Origin of the sequence: Micromonospora palomenae (assembly GCF_007829925.1) — a bacterium.
Lineage (GTDB): Bacteria > Actinomycetota > Actinomycetes > Mycobacteriales > Micromonosporaceae > Micromonospora > Micromonospora purpureochromogenes.
In genome coordinates, this window is the sequence record NZ_VIXA01000002.1 from 460,272 (window position 1) to 478,684 (window position 18,413).

Annotated in this window: 22 protein-coding genes and 1 tRNA gene; 9 read left to right on the top strand and 14 right to left on the bottom strand. The window is 73.1% G+C overall.

Annotated features, from left to right (window positions below; all coding sequences use genetic code 11):
• Positions 1-47: 47 nt before the first annotated feature.
• Together FHX75_RS30730 and FHX75_RS13065 are read right to left on the bottom strand one after the other, a co-directional pair.
• Positions 48-212 (bottom strand): hypothetical protein, encoded by a 165-nt coding sequence (locus FHX75_RS30730; RefSeq protein ID WP_170285361.1) that lies wholly within the window; start codon positions 210-212, stop codon positions 48-50.
• A gap of 220 nt (positions 213-432) precedes the next feature.
• Positions 433-651, bottom strand: coding sequence for a hypothetical protein (locus FHX75_RS13065; protein ID WP_154939784.1), 219 nt, complete (start codon positions 649-651; stop codon positions 433-435).
• A 173-nt stretch (positions 652-824) separates the two neighbouring features.
• Here FHX75_RS13065 and FHX75_RS13070 point away from each other — a divergent pair, with 173 nt between their 5' ends.
• Positions 825-1,433 carry a hypothetical protein gene (locus FHX75_RS13070; protein ID WP_154939786.1) on the top strand — a complete coding sequence of 203 codons (609 nt, stop codon included), beginning with the start codon at positions 825-827 and terminating at the stop codon, positions 1,431-1,433.
• 4 nt (positions 1,434-1,437) lie between these two features.
• On the opposite strand, the gene FHX75_RS13075 is transcribed toward FHX75_RS13070, so the two are convergent.
• Positions 1,438-2,229, bottom strand: a complete 792-nt coding sequence (locus tag FHX75_RS13075) for a hypothetical protein (protein ID WP_154939788.1) — start codon at positions 2,227-2,229, stop codon at positions 1,438-1,440.
• A 184-nt stretch (positions 2,230-2,413) separates the two neighbouring features.
• Here FHX75_RS13075 and FHX75_RS13080 point away from each other — a divergent pair, with 184 nt between their 5' ends.
• A complete protein-coding gene (locus FHX75_RS13080; RefSeq protein ID WP_154939791.1) occupies positions 2,414-2,980 on the top strand; it encodes an RNA polymerase sigma factor in 567 nt (188 codons plus the stop codon).
• Positions 2,965-3,735, top strand: a complete 771-nt coding sequence (locus FHX75_RS13085) for a hypothetical protein (RefSeq protein ID WP_154939793.1) — start codon at positions 2,965-2,967, stop codon at positions 3,733-3,735. Before FHX75_RS13080 ends, FHX75_RS13085 begins: the two co-directional genes overlap by 16 nt.
• Before the next feature lie 107 nt (positions 3,736-3,842).
• Here the strand turns inward: FHX75_RS13085 and FHX75_RS13090 are convergent, their stop codons facing one another.
• From FHX75_RS13090 to FHX75_RS13120, 7 genes are all read right to left on the bottom strand, one after another.
• Positions 3,843-4,319, bottom strand: a complete 477-nt coding sequence (locus FHX75_RS13090) for a DUF4279 domain-containing protein (RefSeq protein WP_154939795.1) — start codon at positions 4,317-4,319, stop codon at positions 3,843-3,845.
• 101 nt (positions 4,320-4,420) lie between these two features.
• A tRNA-Ala gene (locus tag FHX75_RS13095) sits at positions 4,421-4,497 on the bottom strand.
• A gap of 216 nt (positions 4,498-4,713) precedes the next feature.
• Entirely contained in the window at positions 4,714-5,514 is an 801-nt protein-coding gene (gene sepX, locus FHX75_RS13100) for a divisome protein SepX/GlpR (protein ID WP_211364511.1), read from the bottom strand.
• Positions 5,515-5,691: 177 nt separating this feature from the next.
• Complete coding sequence (locus tag FHX75_RS13105) at positions 5,692-6,342, bottom strand: GNAT family N-acetyltransferase (protein WP_154939799.1); 651 nt, start codon at positions 6,340-6,342, stop codon at positions 5,692-5,694.
• Positions 6,339-7,634, bottom strand: a complete 1,296-nt coding sequence (locus FHX75_RS13110) for a molybdopterin molybdotransferase MoeA (protein WP_154939801.1) — start codon at positions 7,632-7,634, stop codon at positions 6,339-6,341. Before FHX75_RS13110 ends, FHX75_RS13105 begins: the two co-directional genes overlap by 4 nt.
• Positions 7,631-8,584 (bottom strand): UTP--glucose-1-phosphate uridylyltransferase, encoded by a 954-nt coding sequence (locus tag FHX75_RS13115; RefSeq protein ID WP_154939803.1) that lies wholly within the window; start codon positions 8,582-8,584, stop codon positions 7,631-7,633. Before FHX75_RS13115 ends, FHX75_RS13110 begins: the two co-directional genes overlap by 4 nt.
• Before the next feature lie 9 nt (positions 8,585-8,593).
• Positions 8,594-10,783, bottom strand: coding sequence for a GGDEF domain-containing protein (locus FHX75_RS13120; RefSeq protein ID WP_211364457.1), 2,190 nt, complete (start codon positions 10,781-10,783; stop codon positions 8,594-8,596).
• Between the two features lie 84 nt (positions 10,784-10,867).
• Here FHX75_RS13120 and FHX75_RS13125 point away from each other — a divergent pair, with 84 nt between their 5' ends.
• The 3 genes from FHX75_RS13125 (at position 10,868) to FHX75_RS13135 (ending at position 13,153) form a co-directional block, all read left to right on the top strand.
• Positions 10,868-11,524 carry a 5-formyltetrahydrofolate cyclo-ligase gene (locus FHX75_RS13125; RefSeq protein WP_154939805.1) on the top strand — a complete coding sequence of 219 codons (657 nt, stop codon included), beginning with the start codon at positions 10,868-10,870 and terminating at the stop codon, positions 11,522-11,524.
• 7 nt (positions 11,525-11,531) lie between these two features.
• Positions 11,532-11,951: an FmdB family zinc ribbon protein gene (locus FHX75_RS13130; protein ID WP_246157995.1), complete on the top strand. Its 420-nt coding sequence runs from the start codon at positions 11,532-11,534 to the stop codon at positions 11,949-11,951.
• 938 nt (positions 11,952-12,889) lie between these two features.
• Positions 12,890-13,153 carry a hypothetical protein gene (locus tag FHX75_RS13135; RefSeq protein WP_246158006.1) on the top strand — a complete coding sequence of 88 codons (264 nt, stop codon included), beginning with the start codon at positions 12,890-12,892 and terminating at the stop codon, positions 13,151-13,153.
• Positions 13,154-13,374: 221 nt separating this feature from the next.
• On the opposite strand, the gene FHX75_RS30735 is transcribed toward FHX75_RS13135, so the two are convergent.
• Positions 13,375-13,545 (bottom strand): hypothetical protein, encoded by a 171-nt coding sequence (locus tag FHX75_RS30735; protein WP_170285363.1) that lies wholly within the window; start codon positions 13,543-13,545, stop codon positions 13,375-13,377.
• Positions 13,546-13,783: 238 nt separating this feature from the next.
• Between FHX75_RS30735 and FHX75_RS32090 the strand changes: the two genes are divergently transcribed.
• Positions 13,784-14,338: a hypothetical protein gene (locus FHX75_RS32090; protein WP_342798655.1), complete on the top strand. Its 555-nt coding sequence runs from the start codon at positions 13,784-13,786 to the stop codon at positions 14,336-14,338.
• Positions 14,339-14,351: 13 nt separating this feature from the next.
• Here FHX75_RS32090 and FHX75_RS13145 read toward each other — a convergent pair whose 3' ends face one another.
• Positions 14,352-14,834 (bottom strand): DUF2231 domain-containing protein, encoded by a 483-nt coding sequence (locus FHX75_RS13145; protein ID WP_154939809.1) that lies wholly within the window; start codon positions 14,832-14,834, stop codon positions 14,352-14,354.
• 195 nt (positions 14,835-15,029) lie between these two features.
• Between FHX75_RS13145 and FHX75_RS13150 the strand changes: the two genes are divergently transcribed.
• On the top strand, positions 15,030-15,458 hold the full coding sequence (locus FHX75_RS13150; RefSeq protein ID WP_154939811.1) for a Fur family transcriptional regulator: 429 nt from the start codon (positions 15,030-15,032) through the stop codon (positions 15,456-15,458).
• Positions 15,459-15,558: 100 nt separating this feature from the next.
• A complete protein-coding gene (locus tag FHX75_RS13155) occupies positions 15,559-16,416 on the top strand; it encodes an oxygenase MpaB family protein (RefSeq protein ID WP_154939813.1) in 858 nt (285 codons plus the stop codon).
• Positions 16,417-16,763: 347 nt separating this feature from the next.
• Here the strand turns inward: FHX75_RS13155 and FHX75_RS13160 are convergent, their stop codons facing one another.
• Together FHX75_RS13160 and FHX75_RS13165 are read right to left on the bottom strand one after the other, a co-directional pair.
• Entirely contained in the window at positions 16,764-17,627 is an 864-nt protein-coding gene (locus FHX75_RS13160; RefSeq protein WP_425463511.1) for a RecB family exonuclease, read from the bottom strand.
• A gap of 148 nt (positions 17,628-17,775) precedes the next feature.
• Positions 17,776-18,390: a MarC family protein gene (locus tag FHX75_RS13165; RefSeq protein ID WP_154939817.1), complete on the bottom strand. Its 615-nt coding sequence runs from the start codon at positions 18,388-18,390 to the stop codon at positions 17,776-17,778.
• Positions 18,391-18,413: the final 23 nt, after the last annotated feature.

The window sequence follows — 18,413 nt, forward strand, 5'->3', positions numbered from 1 at the left end:
CGGTACGGCTGGCGAAGTTGCTGTGCTTCGATGCTGTACTGCTGGCATCAGACGAGGCGCTGGATGCGGGCCTCGGGACGCTCGTTCCTCAGGTGGCCTAGCTTGTGTTGGCGGACCTGCTCGTCCCAGACCTCCTGGTCGTAGTCGGGGTCCGGCGGGATCCACTTGTGAGAGCCGTCGCTGTAGTGGAACCTCTCGTCGCCCGGCCGCATGATGCTCCCCGCAGCCAGCCGAGGAAGCGCCGATGCAGCGTGCCAGCGGGTGCCCAGCTCAGATCCTCGGTGGCGCGGATGAACTGCGCCCCCATGTACAGCGCCAGGGACACCGGCGCGTGGTCGAACTCCGCCCGCAGCTCCCGCCGTCCCGTCGGGCACGGCCAGGGTGCGCCGCAGCCGCCGCAGCTCCAGATCGGCAGCACCGGCCCATGTGTGCTCACTCGCCGGGCCCTGGGACCGGTGCCGTCACCCAGCGGTCAACCGACTCAGCGCCCACCTTTGGCTGTGGCGCGAAATCTCGTGCCTGATCCAACAGCCGCCGCCGGGCCGCCTCCTGCTCACCTGCCTGGATGCGCTGCCCCGCACCTGGCGGAACCGTGGACAACGGGACGAGCCGGCGGGAGAGCCGGTGCAGCATTCCGATGATCGTGTTCACGGGCCCACTCCCTCCGCTCAGGGTGCGGATCCGCCATCAACGGATGATGTTGTGGTGTCCCGCGCCCTCCTCACCGGAGGACAGCGTTCCTACGACAAGCCGCGTGACCGAGCGGGAGGCTGCCGAGTTGAGCCACGGATGACCCCTGGTCAACTTACGAACGGTGAGGGTGCATGGACGACGGAGAACGCGAGCAGGCGCTGCTCACCGCCCTGACCACCGAGCATTTCGTGCTTCAGACCTCGCGCAGCGCGACCGTTACCGAGTCGGTGGGTCGGGCGACCGTCTTTTTGTCCATGCTCTCTGCCGCGCTGATCGGTTTCGGTTTCGTCGCCAGCAATGCCGCGCTCGTCCGGCCGTACCTCGGGGCGGTGCTGCCGACGCTGGTGATCACCGGACTGCTCACATTCCTGCGGCTGGTGCAGAACATGGTGGAGAACGAGCTGGATCTCGCCCGGATCCAGCGCATCCGGGCGTACTACCATCGCCGGCTGGCCGGCGAGCACGACTTCTTCGCCGACGCGGTGCAGGACGAGGGCATCATGCGGGCGACCTGGGCAGCGGTCGGTAACGCGCCCCGGCGGGCGCAGCTGTTGCTGACCACCGCGGCGATGGTGGGCGCGGTGAACGCGCTGCTGATGGGGCTCGCGGTCACGCTGCTGGCCGGGCTCGCGGGGTTGTCGCCCGGGTTCGCGATCGGCGTCGGCACGGTGTTGGCTCTGCTGTCCTTCGCCGCCCACTTCGCCTACATCAACCGCGAGTCAATCTCCCAGCCCGCGTAGCGGATCAACCCTCGACGCCCGGACGAGCACGCACTGCCCCTCCTCTGATCACGGCGAATACGACGAGACCGAGGCCGAGAAGGGCGACGACGGCCACCCATTGCAGGCGCAGACCCAGCATCAGCGGCACGAGCCCAAGCATCGACGGGATCGCCAGCAGGCACGCGATCCCCATCAGCGGACTCAACGCCATCAGTCCTACCTTTTCGCCCCGGACCGACCACCAACCGTCCGCGGTACCGCGCTTGAGCCGCGCAGCCTCGAACAGCATGGGCAGACCGGAGGCGGCGAACATCCCCAGGAACAGCGTCTGCAACCAGCCGCGGTGGCCCCAGGCCTCGGTTTCGACCCGATCGCCGGCCGGCAGTTCGATCGCCACGGGGGTGCCCTCCCACAGCAACGCCTCCGCCTCTGCCTCATCCCTGAGCCTGCGGCTGCCCGAGGTGGGGACGTCGGTCTCGGCAAACAGCACGTACTCAGCGTCCTGCACCACCATCAGGTGCCAGCCACTGCCGGGGCCACGACTGTGCCAGGGGCCGGACAAGGTGACCGGGATCCGCTCGAGACAGCCCTTCGGCGGATCGACATCCGGCTCTATCCGCATGGTCCCCGCGGGGCACTCCACGGCTCGCCGCATCGCGACCGCGTCGCGGATGCCGTCCGGGACGTCGACCAGCGCCAACAGTCCGAGCACGCCCGCCAGCAAGCCGTAGAGCACGAGGAGCGCGGGCCGCGTCCAGAACGCTCGGCGCCAGAACTGCCAGCCGCGAGGAGGTTCCTTCGTTCGCCTGGACACAGCAACCACCTCCCTCCCGATTGTGGGGGTGCCGTTGCCCAGAGTCCGGGGTGTCGGTGGTTTCGTACGTCTCGCCGTTCTATTGCTGACCTTCCGCTCTGGTTTTGGCCTCCGGTGAATCGGCGTGTGACAGTTGCCGCCGAGCCGGACAGGTAGGGGGCATGGACAACCAAGAAGAACCCAGATGAGCCGCGCTGATGGGAGTGCCCGGGAGGAGCGCTTCCGTTCTCTGCACACCGGCACATATGCCGACCTGCTGCGCTTCGTCGAGCGGAGGGTCCCGGTCACGGAGGCTGAGGACATCGTCTCGACGGTCTTCCTGACGGCCTGGCGGCGATTCGACGAGGTGCCGGACGATGCCCGACCGTGGCTGTTCGCGGTGGCACGCAAGACCATGGCCAACCAGACGCGCGGCTGGTTGCGGCGCCAGGCCCTGGACGTCCGGCTGGTGTCGCTGGAGGCACGCGAGCTGTCCGACGGCACCGTGAGTGCCGCGATGCGAATCGACCTCGAACGCGCCTGGCGCGTTCTACGTCCCGCCGACCGCGAGGTTCTCGCCCTGGTCGCGTTCGACGGATTGACGGCTGAGCAGGCGGCCATCGTGCTCTGCTGTCGCCGGTCGACCTTTGCCATGCGGCTCGGCAGGGCCCGGCAACGGCTGCGGGCCGCGCTGGAACCGACCGAATCTGTCGCCCCTTCGTCTTTCCGCCCTCACGATTTCAAGGAGCAGCAGGCATGGACTCGAGCATGAAGGACCTGCAGCAGCTGGCCGTGCTGGACCCGGCGCGGGGGCGCGAGCCCACCGCGCTGGAATGGACCCGCTCGGAGGCGTTCGTCGAACGGGTGATGGCCGGGCAGACCACGGGGGCATCGGCTCGCCGGCCGGTGCGGCGCCGGCTGGTGATGGGCCTCGCCGCGGTCGCCGCGGGTGCCGTCGGGGTCGTGGCCGTGCCCGCGCTGCTGCCGGGGACGGCCGAGGAAGCGGTCGCGGCCTGGACGCCCACGCCCGGTTCGCTCACCGGTGCGCAGGTGCTGCCGCAGGCCCGGATCTGCGCGGGGAACGACGTGGGGGGCAGCTCCTCGGCGGTCGACCCGGCGGACGTGCTCCTCGCCGAGCAGCGCGGGCTCGCGACGCTGCTCATCATGAAGAAGGGCAGCGGCGTCATTGTCGAGTGCCTGAGCGCGGGGGACGACGACCAACTCGCCTCGATGGGCCTGGCCGACGGCCCGCTGCCGGCCCTGCCCGCCGGCACGGTGGACCTGCAGACGATGAGTTCCATGGGCAGTGGCGACGCCATGTGGTCGAACATCGTGGGCCTGGTGGGTCCGGGGGTCACCGGGGTGGACGTGCGCCTCGACAACGGGAAGGTCTTCCAGGCCAGCGTGAAATCCGGCTGGTGGGCCGCCTGGTGGCCGGGTCCTGAGGGCGGCGAGGTCGACCGCCTCACGGTGACCGTGCACACCGCCAAGGGAACGACCAGCTACCGCCCTTCCGAGCTGCCCTGACGTGACCCTGTCTGCGGCGGCCGGGGGCCGCCGCAGACGGTCCTTCCTCGTCCTGGTGATCAGCACTCAAGCGCCTCGGCGAGTAGTTCCTCTAACCGGAACCAGCCTCACCCGTAGCCATACTCGTCCACGTCGAGCTCTGCTCTCGTCAGTCGAAGAAACTCCAACACCCGAGCATCGATGTGCCAGCCCAGCAACTGGTGCTGACCAGGGAGCTTCTGCAGGCCTTCGACGGGGCTGGTCAGGTCTTCTTCCTCGCCATCCGGATGCTCGAACACCCGGACGACCTGCAGCATGCTCGCGCTCGGCGCTCCATCGATGTCGTCCAGCTCGACGGCCAGTTCACCAATGCGCTCCGCGTGACCGAAGAGCCGATCCACGATCCGATTGATCTGTTCGTCGACCGTCAACCCAGGCTCGCGACATGTGATCTTCCACCGGTGGCTGGCGGGCCTCACAGGACTGGCCCGGCGGCTGCCACGAACGACAATCTCGTCCGGTTCGATGCCGAGCCGCGCGGTGATCTCGGCGGCGGAAACCCGGTTCGAACTCAGCGCGAAGTACGCGTACTGAGAAATGATCACCGGCGGACCCTACCCACGCAGGTACCGACGGCGCTGCCGTTTCTTGCTGCACCAGATCGAAAAAAGGCCGTTTCCGGAGAGCGGAAACGGCCTTTGATCAGTGGTGGAGCTGAGGGGATTTGAACCCCTGACCCCCTCGATGCGAACGAGGTGCGCTACCGGTCTGCGCCACAGCCCCTCCGCCGGCGAACCGGCTTCGGTCCCACCTGGCTTTCACCAGGCGGGCCGGCGACAAGGCTAACAGGTCCACCCTCCCCGCCGCGAATCCACCCCCGGCGCGCCGACGGGCTCCGCCCGAAGATCGACTCGGGATGCGGCATGTCGGGGTGTCCGAACCACCGAACACCCCGACACGCCGCAAACGACGCAAGGAACAACGCCGCACCGGACCCGGTCAGGCGGGGTGGGAGGAGCCGCGGCCAGACTGGTACGGCCGTCCCCGCAGTCCACCGGCCCGGCGGTACGAGACGGAGCCGCCCCCGCTGGCCGCGGCCGGCAGGTCGCCCGACCGGTCCAGGCCCATCGCGGTGCGGCGTACCGCCTCGCGCTGGGCCGCCAGGCGGCGCTGCGCCTCCCGGCGGGCCGCCGCCCGGCGGGCCTGCTCCCGCCGCACCTCGGCCTGCCGGGCGGCCAGCCACGCCGCCTCCCGGGCCTGGATCCGCCGCCGCCGGCGCTCCGCCACCGCCCGCTTGCGCAGGTGTACGACGTACGCCACCAGCAGCGTTCCGGTGACCGAGATGCTGATCCAGAAGCCGGGGCTGACCACGATCACGCCGACCAGCTCGACGAAGTTGAGCAGCAGCAGCGCGGCGAGCACCCGGCGACGCCGGTAGACGGCCGGGGTGTGCCGGCGCCGGGGCGGCGGTCGACGGCGCGCCTTGCGCGGGGCGGGCGGCACGGCGCGCAGCCGGCCCGAGCGGCGACCCGCCGCCGGGGGCCCGGAAACCGGGGCGCTCAGACCGCCCGTGTTCGCATCTTCACTGAGCGTGACGACGAGGGCGCGGGACGGATTGACCGGCCGCCGTCCGGGGACAGTACGGCGTCGCCGACGGCGCTGGAGCACCCGCGCCGTCGACTGCGCCCGCTCCGCCACCAGCCGCTCGGTGGCGTCGTACCGGCGGACCAGCGCCGGGGCGAGGGCGAGCAGGCCGGCGGCGGCGAGGACGGCGAGGAGCACCGAGGTCGGCACCCTCACCCCTCCCGTCACCGAATTCGAGGCAACCGCCGGGCCACCGCAGGATCTTCCCCGGATGGTCGTCCACGGCGCAGATCGTACGGGCGGGCAGCGCTTGCCACAGCTTGCAGTTACTTGAGGTTACGGGCGTTCGACCCTGATGCCGGCGCGCCGCGCCGATCCCGTCCGTGGGACGGCTCACCCCGCGCGATCACGGATCCGGTGCCAGCGGGCCAGCAGACCGCCTTCGGCGGCCACCTCCTCGCTGGTCATCGCGTATCCGATGTGGTCACGCCACGCGCCGTCGATGTGCATGTAGCGTACGTGGTACGCCTCTTCGCGGAAGCCCAGCTTCTCCACCACCCGGCGGGACGGCCGGTTCTCCGGCCGGATGTTCACCTCGACCCGGTGCAGCCCGCCCGGCCCGAAGGCGTGGTCCACGGCGAGCGCCATCGCGGTCGGGATCACGCCGCGACCGGCCACTGCGGAGTCCACCCAGTATCCGACGTACCCGGAGCAGAACGCCCGCCGGACGATGCTGCCCACGTTGAGGTGCCCGACCAGCCGGTCCCGGCCCTCCTGGCGGAGGCAGACCGCGAACGGCATCCCCTCACCGGTGCGCGCCGATCGTCGCTGGTCCTTGTGGACGTAGCGGAACGCCGTCGGCGAGTTGGTCTCGTCCCAGGTGCCCGGCAGGTGCGACTCCCACGGCGCCAGCCAGGCCTGGTTGGCGCGGCGCACCGCCGACCAGGCGGCCGCGTCCGAACGCCGGTACGGCCGCAGCACCACCGGCCCGTCGGTCAACACCACCGGCCAGCCCGGCGCCCGCCCGAAGCCGAACAGGCTCACCGGCGCCGGTCCAGCAGGAGTACGTCCACGGTGGAGCCGGCGGCGGCGGTGGTCACCCGCTCACCGAGCACCATCAGCCCGTTCGCCTCGGCCAGGCCCGACAGGGTGAACGGCCCACCCGGCAGCGGCTGGACCGTGTATCCCCCGCCGCGCCGCTCGGCGACGTGCGCGGGGCGGAACTCGCGCAGCCCGCCCGGGGAGGTGATGGTCTCCAGCAGGTGCGCGCGGACGCTCGGCCGGAACACCGGCTCCGCCCCGGCCAGCAGGTTGATGGCCGGGCGGGCCAGCACCTCGAAACCGATCAGCGCCGAGCCGGGCTCACCGGGAAGACACACCACCGGCACCTCCTCGGCGCCGACGGTACCGAATCCGAGCGCGGTGCCGGGATAGAGCGCCACCTCGGTGAAGGTGACCGGGCCGGCCCGGCCACCCTCCCTCCTGGACAGGATGCGCCGGACCATGTCGCCGGGGCCGGTGCCGGTGCCGCCGGTGGTGATGATCAGGTCGGCCCGCAGGGTCTGGTCCTCCAGCAGGCCGCGCAGCCCCTCCGGGTCGTCGTCGCAGATGCCGACCCGGTACGCCAGCGCGCCCACCTCGGCCGCGGCGGCGGTCAGCGCGTGCGAGTTGGCGTCGACCACCTGGCCGGGCTGGCTGCCCCGGCCGACGTCGACGAGTTCGTCGCCGGTGGCCACGATGACCACCCGGGGGCTGGGACGGACCACCACGTGCCCGATCCCGGTGGCGGCGAGGACGGCGACCAGCGCCGGCGAGACGTACGTGCCGGCGCGGGCGAGCAGGGTGCCGGCGGGCAGTTCCTCACCGGCGCGACGGACGCCGTACCCGCGCTTGGGGGTCCGGAAGATCTCCACCGCGGCCATGCCCTGGTCGGTCCACTCGACCGGGACGACCACGTCCGCGGCCACCGGCAGCGGCGCCCCGGCGGCGACCGAGAAGCACGAGCCCGGGGTGAGCCGGACCGGTCGCCAGCTCGCCGCGCCCAGGTCGCCGACCACGTTCAACCGCACGGTACGGCCGCCCGACCCCCCGGAGGGGGCCGGGCCGTAGCCGACGAGGTCCTCCCAGCGGGCCGCGTACCCGTCCACCGCCGCCTGGTCGAAGGCGGGAAACGAGTGCGGCGCGACGACGTCCTCGGCGAGGACGTTGCCGTACGCCTGGGTGAGGTCGAGGTCGAGCGGAGGCAGCGCGCGCAACCTGCGCAGCACACTGCCCAGGTAGTCGGCGAGCGGCGTCAACTCGTTCGCGGCCGCCTCGGCGTCGGCCGTCGCTGTCATGTATTAGGACCGCCCGACGCGTCGGAGTTGACGAACTCGGCCAGCCACTTGCGGAACTCACCGCCGATGTCGTCGCGCTCGACGGCGATCTGCACCACCGTCTGGAGGTAGCCCAGCGGCATGCCGGTGTCGTAGCGGGTGCCCCGGTAGACGATGGCGTGCACCGGCACGCCCTCGTTGCGCAGCAGTTCCATCGCGTCGGTCAGCTGGATCTCGCCGCCGCTGCCCGGCTCGGTGCGCCGGATCGCGTCGAAGATCCGGCCCGGCAGCACGTACCGGCCGAGGACGGCGAGGTTGCTCGGCGCGTCCTCCGGCTTGGGCTTCTCCACCATGCCGGTCACCTTGACGACCTCGCCGATGTCGGTCAGCTCCGGCTCGGCCGGCTCGACCGAGGCGATGCCGTACCGGCTGGTCTCGGCCGGGTCCACCTCGAAGAAGGCCAGCACCACACCGCCGGTGCGCGCCTGGAGTTCCAGCATGGCCGGCAGCAGCGGCTGGTCGAGCTTGACGAACTCGTCGCCGAGCAGCACCGCGAAGGGCTCGTCGCCGACGTGCGACGCGGCGTACCCGACGGCGTGGCCGAGGCCGAGCTGCTCCGGCTGGCGGCGGGTGTGGATCTCGGCCAGTTCGGTGGTGCGCTGTACGGCGGCCAGCAGCTCCGGCTTCTTCGCGAGCCGTTCCTCCAGGTCGGGCCGGCGGTCGAAGTGGTCCACCATGGCCGTCTTGTTGCGCCCGGTGATCAGCAGTACGTCGGTGAGCCCGGCCTGGGCGGCCTCCTCGACGATGTACTGCAGGACCGGACGGTCGACGACCGGCAGCAGTTCCTTGGGCACCGCCTTCGTCGCCGGCAGGAACCGGGTGGCCAGGCCGGCGGCCGGGATGACGGCCTTGACCGCACGGGGACGACCGGTCGCGGCGGCCGTCGAGGGGTTCGCTGAGTGCTCCGACATGTCGCGAGACTATCGGCCACGGCTCTGCCGCGGCGGGTGAGGACCGGAAGACGCGCCGCCCGTAGCCGGCTGTGTCACACCCGCAGTGGGTGCCGGGACTGCGGCGGCCTGCCGGCTCGAACCCTCCGCCGCCCTGGTGGCCGCCGGCCCGGCACGCGGCAGCTCGTCGTCCGGGCTGACCGCGCCGGCCGGCACCGGGATCTCCTCGGTCACCGCGTCGGGGCGCAGCCCGGTCACCCGGTAACCGTCCCGCCCGGCGGCCTTGGCCGCGTACAACGCCTCGTCGGCGGCGTCGAGCACCTGCTGGCCGGTGCTGGCGTGGTCGGGGTAGACGGCGATGCCGATGGAGACGGTCACCGTGATCGCCACATGCTCGTCGACCACGATCGGGGTGTCCCGCACGGCCGCGCCCAACCGCTCGGCGACGATCGCCGCGCCCCGGGCGTCGGTCTCCGGCAGCAGCACCACGAACTCCTCGCCGCCCTGCCGGAACGCCAGGTCGACCTCCCGGATCTCGCCGCGTATCCGGCGGGCGAACTCGGCCAGCACGACGTCGCCGGCGGTGTGCCCGTACGTGTCGTTGACCCGCTTGAACCGGTCCACGTCCAGGGCGAGGATGCTGAGCATCCGTCCGAACCGGCTGGCCCGTTCCACCTCGCGGCGCAGCGACTCGCGCAGGTAGCGGTAGTTCCAGAGCCCGGTCAGCGGGTCGGTCAGCGAGAGCCGTTGCGCCTCCTCGTGCACCCGGACGTTCTCCACCGCGACCGCCGCGTGGCCGGCGAAGGTGCGCAGGGTGGCCAGGTCGTCGTCGTCGAACTCTTCGCCGCCCAGCCGGTCGTAGAGGGCCAGCACCCCGACCGCCGGCTCCCGGCCCGCCGGTTCGGCGCCGCCGGGCGCGGCGAAGGGCACCGCCACGTACGTCTCGCAGCGCGGCTCCCCCGCCGGCGCCTCGGCCGGCTCGACCCGGCCGCGCTGCGGCTCCCCGGTGGCGGCGACCGCGCCGATCACCCCGGTGCCGAGCGGCACCCGCAGCGGCTCGGCGTCCGGCACCCGGTCGTCCAGCCCCTCGGCGCACTGCCCCACCAGCACGCCGTCGGGGTCGAGCAGCAGCACCGCCCCGGCCCGCGCCCCGGTCGCCGCGAGCGCGCTGTGCAGGATCACCCGCAGGATGCGTTGCAGGTCGTGGGTGCTGGCCAGGGTGTCGCCGAGCACCGCCAGGTGCCCCCGCAACTGGTCCCGACTGCTGGTCAGCGCCGCCACGTAACTGGCCGTCTCCCGGGTCATCCGGTTGAACGCGCCGGCCAGCCGGCCGATCTCGTCCCGACTGCGCACCGGCACCCGCGCGGTCAGGTCGCCGCGGGCCACCCGGTCCACCGCGCCGGCCAGCTCGACCAGCGGCCGGGTGGTCACCCGGGCCAGCCGCCAGGCGGCCAGCACCGCCAGCACGGCGGCGAGGAGCACCGCGCCGACCAGCACGGCGGGCAGCCCGGCCGGCTGCTCACCCGGGACGGAGAGGACCAGCGGCAGCGGCTGCCCCGGGCTCGGGCCGAGGCGGCGCACGTACCTGCCGTCGGGGGTCTCGGTGACCCGGTCGCCGTCGACGGTGCTGGCGGCGGCGAGCACCGCCTCGCGTACCCGGTTGGACTCGGTGGTGTGGGTGACCCGGTCGGGGGCGGCGGGGCCGTCGAGCAGGGTGACCGCGACGCCGGTGGCGGCGGCCAGCCGGGCGACGAACGCCGGGTCGACCACCTGGGCGGCGGCGACGGTGCCGAGCGCGACGCCGGCCGGGTCGCGCAGGTCCACCCGGGCGCTGAGCGCCCGCACCGGCCCGGCAACGGTCCGGTCGCCGGAGCAGTCCTGCCAGGGCGTCGGGGGCGCGCCGGGGGTGGCGTAGGTCGTGGTGCCGGCCACGTCGGTGACCAGGACCGCGCCGGCCAGGCCCCGGCTGACCACCTGGGTGGCGGCGCCGGCCCGGGCGGCGGGATCGGTACGCAGCGCCACCGCGTCGGCGGCGGCCCGGAGTTGCTGGCAGAGGGCGTCCACCGAGGTACGCACGGTCGAGGCGGCGAGCCCGAGGCGTTCGGTGGAGCGGCTGCGGTCGACGGCCGCGAGGGTGGTGCCGACGAAGACCGCTCCGAGCAGCACCGGGCCGAGCACCACCGCGAGGAAGGCCGCCGTCAACCGCCCGCGTAGCGTCAAGCTTCCCCCCGGAAGTTCCGCGCCCGTTCCTGCGATGCTGACACAGAGCGACCGGAAGACGCGGTTTGCGCAAGGGAGTGTTGCGTGCCCGAATTTCCTGATGGAGCGCATGAGGCCAAACGCGAGACGCGGGTCGCGCTGCTCGCCCACCGCCGGGCGCTGACCGCTGCGCAGCGGGCCGAAGCCGCGGCGCGCGTCCGGGCCGAGCTGGTGGATCTGGTACGCCGGCTGCGCCCGCGCCGGATGACCGGGTACGTGCCGGTGGGCTCCGAGCCGGGCGGCCCGGAGCTGCCGGAGGCGCTGCGCGGGGCGCTGCCCGGCCGGGCCGAGCTGCTGCTGCCGGTGCTCCGCGACGACCTGGACCTCGACTGGGCGGCGTACGACGGGCCCGACTCGCTGGTGGCGGCCGGGCGCGGCATGCGGGAGCCGGCCGGCCCCCGGCTGGGCCGCGCCGCGATCGGCGAGGCGGAGCTGGTGGTGGTGCCGGCGCTGGCGGTGGACCACCGTGGCCTGCGCCTGGGGCGGGGCGGCGGCTCGTACGACCGGGCGCTGGCCCGGGTGCCGGGAAGAGTCCTGATCGTGGCGCTGTTGCACGACGGTGAGCTGGTCGAGGCACTGCCCGCCCAGCCGCACGACCGCCCGGTGCACGCCGTAATCACCCCGTCGGGCGGTCTGCGTACGCTGACCGACGCGCCCGGTGTCGATCCCCCCACGTCCGCTGGACGAACCCGGGCCCCATGACGCACCATTGGCACTCGAAACCGTCGAGTGCCAACCGGCCGTACCAGATCCGGAGGAGATCGTGCCCACGTACCAGTACGCCTGCACCACGTGCGGCCACCAGCTCGAGGCGGTGCAGTCCTTCTCTGACGAGCCGCTGACCGAGTGCCCCGCGTGCGAGGGGCGGCTGCGCAAGGTCTTCAACTCGGTTGGTGTCGTGTTCAAGGGCTCCGGCTTCTACCGCACCGACTCCCGCTCCTCCGGCTCGGAGAGCAAGACCGGCAGCACCACCCCGAAGCCGGCGAAGTCGGACACCGGCGCCTCGTCGGGCAGCGGGTCGTCGGGCACCTCGTCCAACGGCGGCAGCACGTCGGGCTCGTCGGGCTCGTCGGGCTCGTCCAACGGCGGGTCGGCCAAGGCCGCGGCCAGCACCTCCGCCTCCTCCTGATCTCGAACGCCACCGCCCCCGCCGCCCTGTCTGGGCCGCGGGGGCTTTCGGCGTACGCGCTCCCCTCACCCCGCCTGGTCCTCGCTTGATCAGGCGCCGGCCGGTGGCCGAGCCAGGGTTGTCTCTCCTGGGTGGCGTGGTCCCGGGGCGGGGAACTGGCCGGCTTGCGACCCGGTGTGCGGCGCTATGGATCTGATGACGCAAACGACTCAGCCTGGCGGGCGTCGGAGTTGGGCAATCAGTCGCTTCGTCCGGGCTGACCTCCGTTAGCAGGTCGAGCGCCGCTTTGGGGGTTGTCCACAGCCCTGCCGGTTGTCCACAGGCCGGTGCACACGGCATTGCTGCGTCCGCTCCTGCCCCCTAACGTGCTGTCCGAGCGCCGCGACGTCGGCCGGACAGCGAGGCGAGGGCCGGCGGTCGACCCTCGGGATGCGGGGCGGCGCGACGGCGACGCACGCGCTGGGTTCCAAGGGGGCTCGACGGCGAGGTGGAAGGTGGGCGGCATGGCTGGTGGTGGCCCGGACGGGAGGGACTCCCTGCGCCCGGTGCGCTGGCTCCGTCGGCCCGGCAGCGGCACGCTGCTGCGCCTCGGGCTGGTCGCTGCCCTGCTGGGCCTCGCGGTGGTCGTACTCGACTCGTCCGGCGGCTGTCCCACTTCGGCTCCGCCCTCACCGGGCTCCTCGGCTGAGGGCACGACCGCCGGAGGCACGCCGGCCGCATCAGCGGGCGGGACCGGATCAGCCGGGGACCTGTCGGGCGGGGAGCCGTCCGGCGGGCCGGGGGCGGGGCCGCCGATCGAAGGTGGTCCGCCGGAGGCGGGGCCGTCGACCGAGGGTGGTCGGCCGGAGGCGGGGCCGTCGACCGAAGGTGGTCGGCCGGGGGCGGGGCCGTCGACCGAAGGTAGTCGGCCGGGCGCACTGCCGCTGCCGAGCGGGTCGGTGGGGGTACCGGTGCGGCTGGCCGAACCTGCCGCGCTCGCCGTGCTGCGGCCGGGAGCCCGGGTCGACCTGCTGGTCGTACCAGCCGGCCGGGCGCCGGTGGAGGCCGGACTGGTGGCCTCCGGAGCGCTGGTGCTCGACGTGGTGGGCGGCGACGCAGCCGACGGATCCTCGGCCCTCTACCTCGCGCTCCGCCCGGACCAGGCACAACGTGCCGTCGGCCAGCCGGAGGGCAGTCGCTTCGCCGTCGTGGTACGCGGCTGACCCCGCCCGTCCGCCCCATGCACGGGCCTGACGGAACGAGCGCTGCCGCACAGGCTGCTGCCCTGATCTCCACCAGCGGCTGCCTCGATCGCGTCTCAGCAGGGGCTTCCTTGATCGAGTGGCTATTTCCGAGGCGACACGCCGACGCGGGCCTCGGAAATTGCTACCTGATCATGGGGACGCTGTCGGAGAGCCCGCCGACCGGACGGAAGAAGGGTGGGTCAGCCCCAGTGCGGCGGGCGCTCGGCGAGCAGCCAGTCGTCGTTGCCGCCGATGCGCTCACCCCAACCGTGGTCGGTGTCGTCCACGGTCTGCTCGGGCAGCACCACGAAATCCTCGCTGAGATCGACGGCGCGGTCGTCGTCGCGCACGTCCGGCTCCTCGATGCTCACGAGCGGCAACACTATCCCAGCCCAGCCCGATCCTGGCGGCCACACGTGGACCAGGACGGCGAGCGTGCAGCCGCCCGGCCTCATCGGCCGGACGAGCCTGATCGGGGACTGCGCCTCCCGCGGCTCGGCTGCGAACCACACCAGTCCCGGTCGCCGCCACCTCGGCGCTGTCAGCAGCACCCAGTCCGTCGCCGCGTCGCGCGGCCGCGCGCTCCCCGCGTTGGTAGCGTCGGACGGCGTGACGACGCCCAGTGGTGCCAGCTCCGAGGACGAATTCTGGCGACGGCCGCCCGAGCAGGCCCAGCCGACGGCACCGGACACCGACCGGACGACTCCCGACACCGGCCGGACCACCCCGGGCACCGACGGTGCGACGCTCGGCGAGCCCACCTTCGGCCTCACCCCGGCAGCGGGGTCGCAGCCCTCCGAGCCGGCGACCGGCACCAGGGCGACGACCAACGGCGTGGCGGCTGCCGACACGCCCGCCGCGCCGACCTCGCCGTCACCGTGGGCCGCCCCGACGGACGTACCCCCGGCACCGGTCCCGGGGCAGGCGGCCGCGCGGCCCGACGGTGGCTACGCCGGTCCGCCGCCGACCACCCCGCCGCCGCCCGGTTGGCGACCGCCGGTGCACCTCCAGGCCACGCCGCCGCGGGCGCTGCCGCCGCAGGACATGGAGGCCATGGACGCGGCGGAGCAGCGCGCGCAGCGGGTCACCTACGCAGTCGGCGGGGTGGCCGGGGCGGTGTTGCTGGTGCTGCTCTGTCTGCTCTGCTCCCGGGCGCTCTTCTGAGGCGGACGACCGGTCAGAGGGTGTTGCCCCAGACCGACTGCGCGCCCGTGTCGCCGGTCAGCACGACGTAGATCAGCGCGAACACCCCCAGCACCACGATGACGCCGGTGAGCAGCCAGCTGACCCAGGACGGCAGGCGCGGGGTACGGACCCGGTCGCTGGTCAGCGCCAGCAGCACCAGGGCCGCCACGGCGAGCCCCACGGTGAGCCAGAGTGTCGTGTCGCCGTACTCGGAATGCTCCTCGATCTTGGCCAGCAACTGGGGCGGGTAGTTCTTGCCCTTCAGGAACTCCTCGAACGCCTCGCCGGACTCGGTGGCCACCCAGGTGATCACCGGCGTCACCACGGAGAGGATCGCCACCGCCCAGGCGAGCCGGGGACGCCAGCGGGGCACCAGCCCGTACGCGGAGGCGAGCAGTGCCAGCAGCGGAACGAACACCACCGCCGCGTGGATCACCAGGATGTGGCCCGGCAGGCCGTTGATCTCCTTGAACACCGACACCTCCGACGATGGATGCGGTTGGCCGCGAAAGCGTACGACGATCCATCCGTCGCAGCACGCCCCCGATCGGACACACGCGGTGTCAGCCGATGCGGTTCACCGGCCACGACAATGCTGTTGAGCTGTGGCCGGGGCCACGTGCCGCCGGGTTCACTTGTCGACCCGGTGACCCCGTGCTGTCATTGCCTCATGTCCAGTGGTGAGGAGCTGCTCCGGTCGAGGGGCCTGCGGGTCACCCGGCCGCGCCTCGCCGTCCTGGACGTGCTGGCCGCCGGCGGCCACCTGGAGGTCGACGAGATCACCCGTCGGGTACGCGAACGTCTCGACTCGGTCTCCACCCAGGCGGTGTACGACGTCCTCGGCGCGCTCTCCCGCGCCGGCCTGTCCCGCCGGATCGAGCCGGCCGGCAGTCCCGCCCGGTACGAGGCCCGGGTTGGCGACAACCACCACCACGTGGTGTGCCGGGGCTGCGGCGAGATCGCCGACGTCGACTGTGCCGTCGGTGGCGCCCCCTGCCTCGACCCGAACACCGCGAACGGCTTCGAGGTCGACGAGGCGGAAGTGACCTTCTGGGGCCTCTGCCCCACCTGCCAGGCCCGCCGCTCCGCCGACGCCTGACCCAAGGTCGCAGCACCCCGCTCGCCGTCGACGTCGCCGCCGCGGGCCGGGTGACCCGACGAGCGGGTCGCACCCGAGCGTCCCGTGGCACTCTTGGGCGGTGGACTCCGACGACATCGGCCTCTTCGGTCCGGGCTCGGTCACCTGGAAGGTGCACGACGAGCCGGTCCTGATCGTCGCCGGCCTGCGCTCCCTCTACCTCCAGGCGCTGCATCCGCGGGCGATGGCCGGGGTGGCGCAGAACAGCAACTACCGCACCGACGCGTGGGGCCGGCTGGTCCGGACCGCCACGTACGTCGGCACCGTCATCTACGGCACCACCGCCGAGGCGGAGGCGGCCGGTCGCCGGCTGCGCGGCCTGCACGCCCGGATGCGCGCCACCGACCCGCGGACCGGCGAGGAGTTCCGGATCGACGACCCGGCGCTGCTGCGCTGGGTGCACGTCACCGAGGTCGAGTCGTTCGTCAGCACCGCCCGCCGGGCCGGGCTGTCGCTGACCGACGCCGAGGTGGACGGCTACTACGCCGAGCAGCGGCGCGCCGCCGCGCTGGTCGGGCTCGACCCGGCCGAGGTGCCCGGCAGCGCCGCCGAGGTCGCCGACTACTACCGATCGGTACGGCCCGAGCTGCGGGTGACCAGGGAGGCGGCCGAGACCGCCCTGTTCCTGACCGCGCCGCCGATCCCGTGGAAGCTGAGCCTGCCGGCCCGACTGGGCCTGAGCCTCGGGCCGCCCCGCTGGGCGTACCTGGGGATCGCCGGCACCGCGCTCGGCCTGCTGCCGTCCTGGGCGCTGCGGTTGTACGGCGGCTTGGGGCTACCCACCACCGCGCTCTCGGCCGACCTGGGCGTCCGCGCGCTACGCCTCGCCCTGGCCGCGCTGCCCCGCGACTGGCGGGAGGGCCCGATGCAGCAGGCGGCCAAGGAACGGGCCGCCCGACTCGCCGCGACGGTCACCTGACCTGCGACGGTGACGGTCGGTCACCCCGAAGCCGCCGCCCGGAGCGGTCGGCTCGGCATCCACCAGCCATGGCTGGTCTGACAACGGGCGCTGACCGCCGAAGCGCGCCAGCCGGCACACACCCTGGTGAGCGATATGCCTGAGCGGAATATTTATGCCTGACAGGCATATCGCTCATTCTCGAGTCTTGCGGCACGGGCATCACTCTGGGTGAAAGCCGGACACATCGCGGGGCGGGCGGGCGACGGCGGAAACGACGCGTGCCGGCGTGCAGCCGCGACCACCTCGATCCGGGCTGCAGACCACCGCTCAGGGCACCGTGCCGCTGGTTGCCTGGGCTTCCCGCCTCAGCTACCGCCGCCCGCCACCGCGGCGGAGTCGTCGCCGGGTGCGGCCGGGCGGTCCATCGCCGCCCACGGCTCGCGGCCGGGCACCTGCGCCCCCACGGGGCAGCTGCGGCGGTAGTCGCACCAACCGCAGCGCGGCCCGGCCACCGGCGGGAACGCCTCGTCGGGGTCGGCCCCGTCGGCGACCGCCCGCTCGGCGGCCATGATGTCGCGCGCGGTGTCCTCGGCGCGGGTGAGCTGCCGGGCCAGCGACTCGGTGGTGTGGTCGTGCGCGGCGACCGTCCCGGTGGGCAGGTGGTGCAGCTCCACCCGGCGGCACGGCCGGCGGAACGTCCGCTCGGCGGCGTACGCGTACAGCGCCAGTGCCTGCGAGCCCCGCGCGTCGTCGGTGTCCAGCCCGGTGCGGCCGGTCTTGTAGTCGACGATGACCAGCTCGGGCCCGTCCGGCCCGGGTCGGGAGTCGATCCGGTCGGCCCGGCCGTTGAAGGCCAGCACCGCCGTGCGGACCGCGACCACCCGCTCCACGCCCAGCGGGTCGGCGCCCGGCTCCAGCGTCTCGACGTACGCCTCCAGCCAGCCGAGCGCCCGCCGGTAGGCCTGCCGCTCCTGCTCGTCGTCGCGGTAGCCCTCGCGCACCCAGGTGCCCTTGAGCAGCCCGGCCAGCGCCTCCGGCCGGCGTCGCTCCGGCGTGAGCGCGTACCAGTTCTTCAGGGCGGTGTGCACGCTGGCGCCGAGCGAGTTGTGCGCCCACGGCGGCCCCTTCGGCGGGGCGGGCCGGTCGACGTAGGAGTAGCGGTAGCGGCGGGGGCAGTCCTCGTACGCGCCGAGCTTGCTGGGGGTGCAGACGAAGAGCCGCTCCGGCATGCCCTCGAAGCCCAACTGCTCGGCCTGCTCGGCACGGGGTCGGGGGGCGCCCGCGGATCGTCCGGCGGAGGAGGCTCGTCGCACGGGTCCGATCCTGCCACCCGGGTCCGACACCGCCACGCCCGCACCGCCGCCGGGCCGGGCCGGGTCAGGTCATGTTCACGTACTGGGTGACGAAGGCGGCGACCGCGTCGGCGATGAGCTGCACGGCGATGGCGGCCAGCAGCAGGCCGGCGATCCGGGTCAGCACCTCGATGCCGCCGGGGCGCAGGATCTTGACGATGCCGCCGGAGAAGCGCAGCACGATCCAGACCGCGATCATCACGGCGACGATCGCGGCGGCGATCGCGGAGTGGTCGTCGAGACCGTCGGCCTGCTGCACGAAGAGCATGGTCGCCACGATGGCGCCCGGACCGGCCAGCAGCGGCGTGCCCAGCGGCACCAGCGCGATGTTGGAGGTGACCTGCTGGCTGGGGTCGTCGGCCTTGCCGGTCAGCAGTTCCAGCGCGACCAGCACCAGCAGCAGGCCGCCGGCCGCCTGCAACGCCGGCAGGTCCACGTGCAGGTAGTCGAGGAGCGTCTGACCGGCCACCGCGAAGATCACGATCACGCCGAGCGCCAACGCGACCGCCTGCCAGGCGGCCCGGTTGCGGTCGCGCGCGGTCAGCGGCCCGGTCAGGGCGAGGAAGATGGGCATCATGCCCGGCGGGTCGACGATTACCAGCAGGGTCACGAAGACCTCACCGAAGAGCTTGAGATCCACCGGCTAACCGTAGTCGCGCCGCT

Bases quoted from the DNA above. Each gene is read 5' to 3' on its own strand.
- FHX75_RS30730 (WP_170285361.1), bottom strand. From the start codon at position 212: ATGCGGCCGGGCGACGAGAGGTTCCACTACAGCGACGGCTCTCACAAG.
- FHX75_RS13150 (WP_154939811.1), top strand. From the start codon at position 15,030: ATGTCCAGTGGTGAGGAGCTGCTCCGGTCGAGGGGCCTGCGGGTCACC.
- FHX75_RS13160 (WP_425463511.1), bottom strand. From the start codon at position 17,627: ATGCCGGAGCGGCTCTTCGTCTGCACCCCCAGCAAGCTCGGCGCGTAC.
- FHX75_RS13085 (WP_154939793.1), top strand. From the start codon at position 2,965: ATGGACTCGAGCATGAAGGACCTGCAGCAGCTGGCCGTGCTGGACCCG.
- FHX75_RS13080 (WP_154939791.1), top strand. From the start codon at position 2,414: ATGAGCCGCGCTGATGGGAGTGCCCGGGAGGAGCGCTTCCGTTCTCTG.
- FHX75_RS13110 (WP_154939801.1), bottom strand. From the start codon at position 7,634: ATGACAGCGACGGCCGACGCCGAGGCGGCCGCGAACGAGTTGACGCCG.
- FHX75_RS13115 (WP_154939803.1), bottom strand. From the start codon at position 8,584: ATGTCGGAGCACTCAGCGAACCCCTCGACGGCCGCCGCGACCGGTCGT.
- FHX75_RS13070 (WP_154939786.1), top strand. From the start codon at position 825: ATGGACGACGGAGAACGCGAGCAGGCGCTGCTCACCGCCCTGACCACC.